Raw genomic sequence first — 11815 nt, forward strand, 5'->3', positions numbered from 1 at the left:
CCCTGTCACCGTGATGTCACTGTGCTCGTAGCAGAAACGCAGCGGGGGACCAGAAGGTTCCCCGAATACCGCGCTTCTACACGGCCTCGGCCACACTCAGTCAGCAACTGCTCGGCATGGTCACCGGGTTGTGACCATCCAACGCCCCACGCGTCACTCGCCTCGCATCCATTGCTCCATGACAGACAGCAGATGATCGGGATCGACCGGCTTCGTCACATAGTCGGAGGCCCCGGAGTCGATCGCCTTCTCCCGGTCGCCCTTCATCGCCTTGGCGGTCAGCGCGATGATCGGCAGCCCGGCGAACTGGGGCATCCGGCGGATCGCCGTCGTCGTCGCGTATCCGTCCATCTCGGGCATCATGATGTCCATCAGCACGACCGTCACGTCGTCGTGCTGCTCCAGGACCTCGATGCCCTCACGGCCGTTCTCGGCGTACAGCACGGACAGGCCGTGCTGCTCCAGGACACTGGTGAGCGCGAAGACGTTACGGATGTCGTCGTCGACGATGAGCACCTTCTCGCCGTCGAACCTGCCCACCCTGCGCGGCTGCGGCACGGGCTCCTGATGCACCTGCATCCACGGCTCCTGCACCTGAGCGCCCTGCCCGGGCACGGCGGAGAAGCCGTTCGACACCGACCTGCGGCGCCGCCGGAACAGCGCCGCGGCCCCGTTCTGGGTCTCGTGGTACGACTTCACCTCGGCCGGCGTCTCGGTCCGCTCGCTCAGCTCGGCCTCGGAGGCCAGCAACTCCCCGGCCTCCAGCGCGGCGGGAGCGTTGTGCGCGTAGCCCTGCGGGGGCAGTTCGCTCGGGTGCAGCGGCAAATACAGGGTGAAGGTGGAACCGCGTCCGGGCTCGCTCTGGGCGTGGATCTCGCCGCCGAGCAGCCGGGCGATCTCCCGCGAGATGGACAGCCCCAGCCCCGTACCGCCGTATTTGCGGCTCGTGGTGCCGTCCGCCTGCTTGAACGCCTCGAAGATCACCCGCATCTTGCTGGCCGCGATGCCGATGCCGGTGTCCGTCACCGAGAACGCGATGATGGGGGCATCCGGATCGCTGAGCGACCCCGCCTCCAGCAACTGCTCGCGGATGGCCACCGGTACGTCCGCTCCGGCGGGCCGGATGACCAGCTCGACGGCCCCGGAGTCGGTGAACTTCACCGCGTTGGACAGCAGGTTCCGCAGCACCTGGAGCAGGCGCTGTTCGTCCGTGTGCAGCGTGGCGGGCAGCTCCGGCGAGACCCGTACGGAGAAGTCGAGGCCCTTCTCCGCGGTCAGCGGCCGGAAGGTGGCCTCCACGTAGTCGACGAGCTGGACGAGCGCGATACGGGTCGGCGAGACGTCCATCTTGCCCGCCTCGACCTTCGACAGGTCCAGGATGTCGTTGATCAGCTGGAGCAGGTCGGAGCCCGCCCCGTGGATCGTCTCGGCGAACTCGACCTGCTTGGGCGTCAGATTCGACTCTGCGTTGTCGGCGAGCAGCTTGGCGAGGATCAGCAGCGAGTTGAGCGGGGTGCGCAGCTCGTGCGACATGTTCGCCAGGAACTCGCTCTTGTAGCGCATCGACACCGCGAGCTGCTCGGCACGCTCCTCCAGGACCTGCCGAGCCTCCTCGATCTCGGTGTTCTTGACCTCGATGTCGCGGTTCTGCCGGGCCAGCAGCTCGGCCTTCTCCTCCAGTTCGGCGTTGGACGCCTGGAGGGCCTTCTGCCGGTTCTCCAACTCGTCGGACCGCTCGCGCAGTTGCTCGGTCAGCTCCTGCGACTGCTTCAGCAGCACCTCGGTCTTGGTGTTGACAGAGATGGTGTTGACGCTCGTCGCGATCATCTCGGCGATCTGGTTCAGGAAGTCCTTCTGGATGTGCGTGAACGAGTTGAACGACGCCAGCTCGATGACACCGAGCACCTTCCCCTCGAAGAGCACCGGAAGCACGATGACCTGCGTCGGCGGCGCCTCCCCGAGCCCGGAGGAGATCTTCAGATAGCCGCTCGGCGCGTTCTCCACCAGGATCGTGCGCTTCTCCATCGCGGCCGTCCCGACCAGCGCCTCACCTGGCCGGAACGACGTCGGCATGGAGCCCATCGAGTAGCCGTACGACCCGAGCATGCGCAGCTCGTACTGGTCCTCGCCGTCCGGGGCCAGGTCCGTGCCGTCGACCAGCGGCAGCGCGAGGAAGAACGCGCCGTGCTGCGCGGACACCACCGGCGTCAGCTCGCTCATGATCAGCGAGGCCACGTCGTCGAGGTCCCGGCGGCCCTGCATCAGGGCGGAGATGCGGGCGAGGTTGCCCTTGAGCCAGTCCTGCTCCTGGTTGGCGATCGTGGTGTCGCGCAGGTTGGCGATCATCTTGTTGATGTAGTCCTGCAGCTCCTTGATCTCGCCCGACGCGTCGACGTCGATCTTGAGGTTCAGGTCGCCCCGGGTCACCGCGGTGGCCACGCGCGCGATGGCGCGGACCTGCCGGGTCAGGTTCCCGGCCATCTCGTTCACCGACTCCGTGAGGTCCCGCCAGGTGCCGTCGACGTCGCGTACGCGCGCCAGACCGCCCAACTGACCCTCGGTGCCCACCTCGCGGGCGACCCGGGTGACCTCCTCGGCGAAGGAGGACAGCTGGTCGACCATCGTGTTGATGGTGGTCTTCAGCTCCAGGATCTCGCCGCGCGCGTCGATGTCGATCTTCTTGGTCAGGTCGCCCTTGGCGATGGCGGTCGTCACCATGGCGATGTTGCGGACCTGGCCGGTCAGGTTGGACGCCATCGAGTTCACGGACTCGGTGAGGTCCTTCCAGGTGCCGGCCACACCCGGTACGTGCGCCTGGCCGCCGAGGATGCCGTCCGTGCCCACCTCGCGGGCTACCTTGGTGACCTGGTCGGCGAACGAACTCAGCGTCTTCACCATGCTGTTGAAGGTGTCGGCGAGCTCCGCGACCTCACCGCGCGCCTCGATCGTCACCGTACGGGTCAGGTCACCGTTGGCGACGGCCGCCGCGACCTGGGAGATGTTCCGCACCTGCATGGTGAGGTTCTTGGCCATCAGGTTGACGTTGCCGCTGAGGTCCTTCCAGATGCCGGTGATGCCCGGCACATGCGCCTGGCCGCCGAGGATGCCCTCGGTGCCCACCTCGCGGGCCACCCGGGTCACCTGCTCGGCGAAGGAGGACAGCTGGTCGACCATCGTGTTGACGGTGGTGACGAGTTCGAGGATCTCGCCCTTCGCGTCGACGGTGATCTTCTTCGACAGGTCGCCCTTGGCGACGGCGGTGGTGACCTCGGCGATCTGACGCACCTGGATCGTCAGGTTGTTCGCCATGAAGTTCACCGACTGCGTGAGGTCCTTCCAGGTGCCGGAGACGCCCTGCACCTCGGCCTGACCGCCGAGCTGGCCCTCCGTACCCACCTCGCGGGCCACCCGGGTGACCTCCTCCGCGAACGACGACAGCTGGTCGACCATCGTGTTCAGCGTGTTCTTCAGCTCCAGGATCTCGCCGCGCGCGTCCACGGTGATCTTCTGGGAGAGGTCACCGCGGGCCACCGCCGTGGCGACCTGCGCGATGTTCCGCACCTGGCCGGTCAGGTTGCCGGCCATGCCGTTCACGGACTCGGTGAGGTCGCGCCACACACCGGCGACGCCGGGCACCTGCGCCTGACCGCCGAGCCGGCCCTCCGTGCCCACGTCCCGGGCGACCCGGGTCACCTGGTCCGCGAAGGAGGACAGCTGGTCGACCATCGTGTTGATGGTGTTCTTCAACTCCAGGATCTCGCCGCGCGCGTCGACGTCGATCTTCTGGGAGAGGTCACCGCGGGCCACGGCCGTCGTCACCTGCGCGATGTTCCGCACCTGAGAGGTGAGGTTGCCGGCCATCGAGTTGACGGAGTCCGTGAGTTCCTTCCAGGTGCCGGAGACGCCGTCCACGCGCGCCTGACCGCCGAGGCGGCCCTCCGTGCCCACGTCCCGGGCCATCCGCGTCACCTGGTCGGCGAACGACGACAGCTGGTCCACCATCGTGTTCACGGTGTTCTTCAGCTCGAGCATCTCGCCCGCGACATCGACGGTGACCTTCTGCGAGAGGTCGCCGTTGGCCACGGCGGTGGTGACCGCCGCGATGTTCCTCACCTGTCCGGTGAGATTCCGGAACGCCGTGTTGACGGAGTCCGTCAGGTCCTTCCAGGTCCCGGCCGCCCCCGGCACCTGCGCCTGACCACCCAGCCGGCCCTCGGCACCCACCTCGTTGGCCACCCGCGTGACCTCGGCACCGAAGTACGAGAGCTGGTCGACCATTCCGTTGACGGTGTTCTTCAGTTCCAGCATCTCGCCGGCCACGTCCACGGTGACCTTCTGCGAGAGGTCACCGTCGGCCACCGCCGTCGTCACCGCCGCGATGTCCCGCACCTGGATGGTCAGGTTCCGGAAGACCGTGTTCACCGAATCGGTGAGGTCCTTCCAGGTCCCGGCCGCGCCCGGCACCTGCGCCTGACCACCCAGCCGGCCCTCGGCACCCACCTCGTTGGCCACCCGCGTGACCTCGTCGGCGAAGATCCGCAGCGTCTCGGTCATCTGGTTGATGGTCTCGGCGAGCTTGGCGACCTCGCCGCGCGCCGGCACGGTCACCTTCTGCGACAGATCGCCGTTGGCGACAGCGGTGGTGACCTGGGCGATCCCCCGCACCTGGAGAGTGAGATTGCCGGCCATGGTGTTCACCGAATCGGTGAGTTCCTTCCACACCCCGGCCACCCCGGGCACCTCGGCCTGACCACCGAGCTGCCCCTCCGTACCCACCTCACGGGCGACTCGCGTCACCTCGGAGGAGAACGCGGAGAGCTGGTCCACCATCGTGTTGACGGTTTCCTTCAGCTCCAGCATCTCGCCGGCCACATGAACCGTGACCTTCCGGGACAAGTCACCCTTCGCCACCGCCGTCGTCACCAGCGCGATGTCCCGCACCTGCGCGGTCAGCCGGTACGCCATGGTGTTGACCGAGTCCGTGAGGTCCTTCCACGAACCGGACATACCGCGCACCTTGGCCTGCCCGCCCAGCTTGCCCTCGGTGCCGACGTCGCTGGCCAGCCGCGTGACCTCGTCGGTGAACGTCGACAGCTGATCCACCAGGTTGTTGACGGTCCGCGCGACCTTCAGGAACTCACCCCGCAGCGGATGCCCGCTCCCCTCCCCCGCCGGCGTCCGCAACTCCATACGCGGCGACAGATCGCCCTCCGCGACCTCGGACAGCACCCTGCTGACCTCGGCGACAGGCCGTACGAGGTCGTCGACCAGCGCGTTGGAGTTGTCGATCGCGGTCGCCCAGGCCCCCTCGAAGGCGCCCGTCTCCAACCGCTCGCTGAGCTTGCCCTCACGCCCGACCACGCGCCGCACCCGAGACAACTCACCGGTCAGATGCAGATTACGGTCCGCGACCTCGTTGAACACCGCGGCGATCTCGGCCATGACGCCGTCGCCGGACACGGTCAGCCGCTTGCGGAAGTTGCCGTCCCGCATCGCCTCAAGGGCCGTCAACAGCCGACTCAGAGCAGCGGCGTCCACCGTGGTGGTGCCATTGCGCGGTTTGCGTGGTTTGCGCTGCTCGTTCAGGGACTGTCCGCCTTTCGCGCGCGTCTTAGTGCCCCGCGTCGCTGCGCCAGACTCCACTGTGTCCCTCCCGCAAGGGTCGACCGTTCCTGCCCGGCGTATTTCGCCGCACTCGGACGCTTCGTACTGCTCACACTGCTCGTACCACTCGTACTGCCGCGTACCCGGATACTTCTGCTCGGCTCACCGGGTGCCATTCCCCGGCGCGCGGCGCACTCGGAAGCCCACTCAGCTGCCGGGACCTTCTCCCGGAAGCCTGCCCAGTGTTTCACCATGCCTGAACCAGGCCATAACAGTTCGGCAGCTTCGCACACGGTCCGCACACCTCCGGGCGGAATCACAGACGACCGGCATCAGCATGGACGGCGAAGGTAAGTAACCTTGCATGCGGCTGTCCAGCCATGCCGGTTCGGTCCGGCCTGGGCGGTGACGCACGAGCACGAGCGGGCAGGCATCGGAGGGGCGGCCGCACCATGACGACCGGACTGCATCCTGGGGAAGTCCCCCAGGATCCTCGGCCGACGGGGAACCAGCCACTGCCTCGGCAGGAGCTGGTCGGCCACGAGTCCCCGCACGTCGAGAACCGGACGAGGAGTTCTGTGATCACCGCGCGCGCGGCCGCCAGTTTCGACCCCGTCTCACGGTCCGTCGCGATCGCCCGCTCCTTCGTCCGCGACACCCTCCAGGGCTGGGGCTTCGCCGACATCGTCGACGACGCCGTGGTCCTCACCAGCGAACTGGTCACCAACGCGGTGGTCCACGCGGGCACCTCGGCCGACGTCCTGTGTCTGCGCGCCGACGACGGCGTCCGCATCGAGGTCGCCGACAGATACCCCGAGCGCGAGATCCCCCTGCAGATCACGCCCGTCAACATGGGCAATCCCGACCGCGAGGGCGGCCGCGGCCTCCAGCTGTGCGCGGCCATGGCGGCCCGTTGGGGCGTCGAGTACACGCCGACGCACAAGCAGGTCTGGTTCCAACTCGACCTCCCCGACCGCCCGGTGGGCACGCGCACGGCCGGCCCGGCCCTTCCCCCCGACCTGCTCCCGCTCGCCGACGGCCGGGTCCGCGTCGCGGTCGTCCAGATCGACCGCGCGGGCGCGATCGGCGCGTGGAACGAGGACGCCGAGGAACTCTTCGGTTACGGCCCCGACCAGGTCATCGGCAAGCCCCTCGCCGACCTCGCCGCCTGGCCGCACACCCCCGGCACCGGCACAGGCGTCGCCGAGGCCCTTCAACTCTCCCGCTGGGAGGGCAGCTACGGCATCCGCGGCGCCAACGGCCGCGTGACCCCGGTCTACGCCTCCCACCTCCGGGTACGCGACACGGCCGGCGAGCCGTCAACAGTCTGCCTCCTCGTACGGGACCACGAACGAGCTGTCCTCCAGACCCCGATCCGCGTCCCCTCCGCCGACTCGAAGTCCTCGGGCGAGGGCCAGGCCACGGACCCCTTCGAGGTCTTCATCGGCTCCCCGGCCCCGGACGACCTCGACGGTCTCCTCCAGCGCACGGTCGAGCGCGCCCGCGACATGCTCGACGGCGACTCCGCCTTCCTGCTCCTCGCGACCGACGACGAGACGGAACTGGAGGTAAGGGCCTCCACCGGCCTCCCCTCGGCCCGCCAGCGCTTCGCCCGCGTCCCCGTGGAGGCGGGCCCCGGCCGCTACGGCTCGGCCCGCATGCCCGCCGTCCACGACGACCTCACGGCCGTCCCCGGCGCCGTACCCCTGCTGAGCGGCACAGGCATGCGCTCGGTCGTGACGGTCCCCCTCAAGGTCGAGGGCCGCCTCACGGGCTCCCTGGGCGTCGCCGCCGAGTCGTCGGGCCGCTACTCGAACGAAGAAGCGCTTCGCCTCCAGTTCGCCGCGGACCGCATCGCACTGGCGGTCGAATCCGCCCGCCTGGGCGAGTTGGAACGCCTCCGCCGAGGCTCCCTGTCCTTCCTCGTCGAGGCCTCCGACCTCCTGGCGGGCACCCTGGACCGCGATCAGACCCTGGCCCTGATGGCCCAGATGACGATCCCGACCCTCGCCACCTGGTGCGCGGTCTACACGATCGCCGACCAGGCCTCGGATCCTTACCTCTCCTACGTCCTGCACGAGGACGAAGACCTCATCGACGGCCTCAAGGCGCTCCTCGTCAAGATCCCGCCGCCGGAGCCGATCCCCACGCCGGGCGCCCGCGTCTGGACGGCCCCCGCCGAGGCGGCCCACCGCGCGGCCCTGCGCACGTCCATGCGCAGCCTGGGCCTCGGCGAGCCGGCGACGGTCAGCTCGGGCATCGGCACGACCCTGGCCACGGCCTCGGCGGTGGGCGGCGAGACGGTCGTCCTGCCGCTCGTGGCCCGCAACCGCGTCATCGGCATGCTGACGCTCGGCAAGCCGACGGACGAGCACTTCCGCCAGGAGATCCTGGAGTTGGCCGAGGACCTCTCCCGCCGGGCCGCCCTGGCCCTCGACAACGCCCGTCTGTACTCGGAGCGCACGGCCATCAGCCAGTCCCTCCAGCGCAGCCTCCTCCCGCCCGAGCTCCCGGAGATCGACGGCGTCGAGGTCGAGGTCATCTACCGCGCGGCCGGCGAGGGCAACGAGGTCGGCGGCGACTTCTACGACCTCTTCCCCATCCGCGACGGCGCGTACGGCTTCGCCATCGGCGACGTCTGCGGCACGGGCCCGGAGGCCGCCGCGGTCACCGGCCTGGCCCGCCACGCCCTGCGCCTGCTGGCCCGAGAGGGCTACGGCGGCCCGGCGGTCCTGGAGCGCCTCAACTCCGCGATCATCGACGAGGGCGCCCGCAGCCGCTTCCTGACGCTTCTGTACGGCGAGTTGTGGCCGCAGGAGGACGGCAGCGCCGAACTGAAGGTCGTCTGCGCCGGGCACCCGCTACCCCTCCGCCTCCGCCAGGACGGCACGGTCGAGCCCGCCGCCGAACCGCAGCCGCTGCTCGGCGTCATGGAGGACCTGGAGCTGTACGAGCAGACGGTCACCCTCGCCCCGGGTGACGTCCTCCTCTGTGTCACGGACGGCGTCACCGAACGCCGCGAGGGCACCCGTATGTTGGGCGACGACGGCCTCACCGAGGTCCTCACGACCTGTACGGGCCTGACGGCGGGCGCAGTGGCGGCCCGTGTGATGCGCGCGGTCGAACGCTTTGCCTCCGACGCTCCGTCCGACGACATGGCGATCCTCGCGATGCGGGTACCGGGCCTCCAGAAGGACTGAAAGAGGGCATGAAAAAGGCCCCGCCCGGATGGGCGGGGCCTTTCGCTGGAGCCCCCAAACGGAATCGAACCGTTGACCTTCTCCTTACCATGGAGACGCTCTGCCGACTGAGCTATAGGGGCTTGTCGCTTTTGAGGTTTCCCTCGCGGCAACGGGATAGATCATACCCCGAACAGGCCTGTGCTCCCAACTTGCTCAGAAGGCGGGCTGAAGCAGTCCTCCGAGCGCATTGCACGTGGCCACGATCCGCTGCATGTCGCGCTTGGTCAGCGCCGCGTCCACCGGCAGCGACAGCGTTTCGTCGGCTGCCCGCTCGGTCTCCGGCAGACATATGTCCCGACGGAAGCCAGGCATCCGGTGCACCGGCGTCTTCACCGGCACCCGGCACTCAACTCCCCTGCCGCGCAGGGCCCGTGCGAAGGCATCCCGGTCCGGCCGCCCGTTCCCCGGCACCCGCACGACGTACTGCTGAAAGGTGTGCCCGTCACTCCCCACTGGAGTACGCACCCCCTTCAGCTTGGCACTGAGATACGAGGCCCGCTGCCTACGCTCCCCGACCTCGCTGTACGGCGTCTCGGACTCCCCCTGCTCGAGCACCAACAGCCCGTACCGCTGCCCGACTCGATGCAGCCCAGCGATATCAGCCGGCCGACCGAAGCGGTGTACGACGACGACGGCCGCCGTCCGCGGAGTCACCACGGCCTCGACTTCGGCGTCATCCAGGCAGTACGTCGCCGGGTCTATGTCGGCGAAGACCGGCACGGCCCCGGCCAGACTCACGGCCTCGGCGACCTCGACGTTCCCGAACGCCGGCACGACTACTTCGTCACCGGCACCGACGCCCGCGGCTCTGAGCATTCCAACGGTACTCATGAGACGGATCCTGGTCGCGCAACGTGAACACGAAGTGACGCACAACAAAAAAGAGCTGGTCCCCGAACCGAAATTCGGGGACCAGCTCTATCAATATTTGTTCGGCGGCGTCCTACTCTCCCACAGGGTCCCCCCTGCAGTACCATCGGCGCTGTAAGGCTTAGCTTCCGGGTTCGGAATGTAACCGGGCGTTTCCCTCACGCTATGACCACCGAAACACTATGAAACACTCAACCGCACCACACCGTGACCATGGCATGGGGTTGTTCGTGGTTTCAGAACCAACACAGTGGACGCGAGCAACTGAGGACAAGCCCTCGGCCTATTAGTACCAGTCAACTCCACCCATTACTGGGCTTCCATATCTGGCCTATCAACCCAGTCGTCTACTGGGAGCCTTACCCCATCAAGTGGGTGGGAATACTCATCTCGAAGCAGGCTTCCCGCTTAGATGCTTTCAGCGGTTATCCCTCCCGAACGTAGCCAACCAGCCATGCCCTTGGCAGAACAACTGGCACACCAGAGGTTCGTCCGTCCCGGTCCTCTCGTACTAGGGACAGCCCTTCTCAATATTCCTGCGCGCGCAGCGGATAGGGACCGAACTGTCTCACGACGTTCTAAACCCAGCTCGCGTACCGCTTTAATGGGCGAACAGCCCAACCCTTGGGACCGACTCCAGCCCCAGGATGCGACGAGCCGACATCGAGGTGCCAAACCATCCCGTCGATATGGACTCTTGGGGAAGATCAGCCTGTTATCCCCGGGGTACCTTTTATCCGTTGAGCGACGGCGCTTCCACAAGCCACCGCCGGATCACTAGTCCCGACTTTCGTCCCTGCTCGACCCGTCGGTCTCACAGTCAAGCTCCCTTGTGCACTTACACTCACCACCTGATTGCCAACCAGGCTGAGGGAACCTTTGGGCGCCTCCGTTACCCTTTGGGAGGCAACCGCCCCAGTTAAACTACCCATCAGACACTGTCCCCGATCCGGATCACGGACCCGGGTTAGACATCCAGCACGACCAGACTGGTATTTCAACGACGACTCCACCTGAACTGGCGTCCAAGCTTCACAGTCTCCCAGCTATCCTACACAAGCCGAACCGAACACCAATATCAAACTGTAGTAAAGGTCCCGGGGTCTTTCCGTCCTGCTGCGCGAAACGAGCATCTTTACTCGTAGTGCAATTTCACCGGGCCTATGGTTGAGACAGTCGAGAAGTCGTTACGCCATTCGTGCAGGTCGGAACTTACCCGACAAGGAATTTCGCTACCTTAGGATGGTTATAGTTACCACCGCCGTTTACTGGCGCTTAAGTTCTCAGCTTCGCCACACCGAAATGTGACTAACCGGTCCCCTTAACGTTCCAGCACCGGGCAGGCGTCAGTCCGTATACATCGCCTTACGGCTTCGCACGGACCTGTGTTTTTAGTAAACAGTCGCTTCTCGCTGGTCTCTGCGGCCACCCCCAGCTCGAGGAGCAAGTCCTCTCACCAGTGATGGCCCCCTTCTCCCGAAGTTACGGGGGCATTTTGCCGAGTTCCTTAACCATAGTTCACCCGAACGCCTCGGTATTCTCTACCAGACCACCTGAGTCGGTTTAGGGTACGGGCCGCCATGAAACTCGCTAGAGGCTTTTCTCGACAGCATAGGATCATCCACTTCACCACAATCGGCTCGGCATCAGGTCTCAGACTACGTGTCAGGCGGATTTGCCTACCTGACGTCCTACACCCTTACCCCGGGACAACCACCGCCCGGGATGGACTACCTTCCTGCGTCACCCCATCACTCACCTACTGCAAGTCTGGTCCGTCGGCTCCACCACTCCCCTTTGCCCGAAGGCTCCAGGGCGGCTTCACGGACTTAGCATCGCCTGGTTCAATGTTTGACGCTTCACAGCGGGTACCGGAATATCAACCGGTTATCCATCGACTACGCCTGTCGGCCTCGCCTTAGGTCCCGACTTACCCTGGGCAGATCAGCTTGACCCAGGAACCCTTGGTCAATCGGCGCAAACGTTTCTCACGTTTGTATCGCTACTCATGCCTGCATTCTCACTCGTGAACCGTCCACAACTCGCTTCCGCGGCTGCTTCACCCGGCACACGACGCTCCCCTACCCATCACGATCCCC

Annotated in this window: 3 protein-coding genes, 1 tRNA gene and 2 rRNA genes (1 of these 6 running past the window's edge); 1 reads left to right on the forward strand and 5 read right to left on the reverse strand. The window is 66.7% G+C overall.

The features are described 5' to 3' along the window. Positions 1–153 precede the first annotated feature (153 nt). Positions 154–5643, reverse strand: a complete 5490-nt coding sequence (locus tag SGFS_RS18440) for a HAMP domain-containing protein (protein ID WP_286251662.1) — start codon at positions 5641–5643, stop codon at positions 154–156. A gap of 413 nt (positions 5644–6056) precedes the next feature. Between SGFS_RS18440 and SGFS_RS18445 the strand changes: the two genes are divergently transcribed. Continuing rightward, complete coding sequence (locus SGFS_RS18445) at positions 6057–8804, forward strand: SpoIIE family protein phosphatase (protein ID WP_286251665.1); 2748 nt, start codon at positions 6057–6059, stop codon at positions 8802–8804. A 46-nt stretch (positions 8805–8850) separates the two neighbouring features. Here SGFS_RS18445 and SGFS_RS18450 read toward each other — a convergent pair. From SGFS_RS18450 to SGFS_RS18465, 4 genes are all read right to left on the reverse strand, one after another. Then, positions 8851–8926 (reverse strand) — tRNA-Thr (locus SGFS_RS18450). A gap of 73 nt (positions 8927–8999) precedes the next feature. Continuing rightward, positions 9000–9662, reverse strand: coding sequence for a DegT/DnrJ/EryC1/StrS family aminotransferase (locus tag SGFS_RS18455; protein WP_286259967.1), 663 nt, complete (start codon positions 9660–9662; stop codon positions 9000–9002). A gap of 114 nt (positions 9663–9776) precedes the next feature. After that, positions 9777–9893 (reverse strand): 5S ribosomal RNA (gene rrf, locus SGFS_RS18460). Between the two features lie 89 nt (positions 9894–9982). After that, positions 9983–11815, reverse strand: a 23S ribosomal RNA gene (locus SGFS_RS18465); it runs 1290 nt beyond the window's last position.

Origin of the sequence: Streptomyces graminofaciens (assembly GCF_030294945.1) — a bacterium.
Classification (GTDB): domain Bacteria; phylum Actinomycetota; class Actinomycetes; order Streptomycetales; family Streptomycetaceae; genus Streptomyces; species Streptomyces graminofaciens.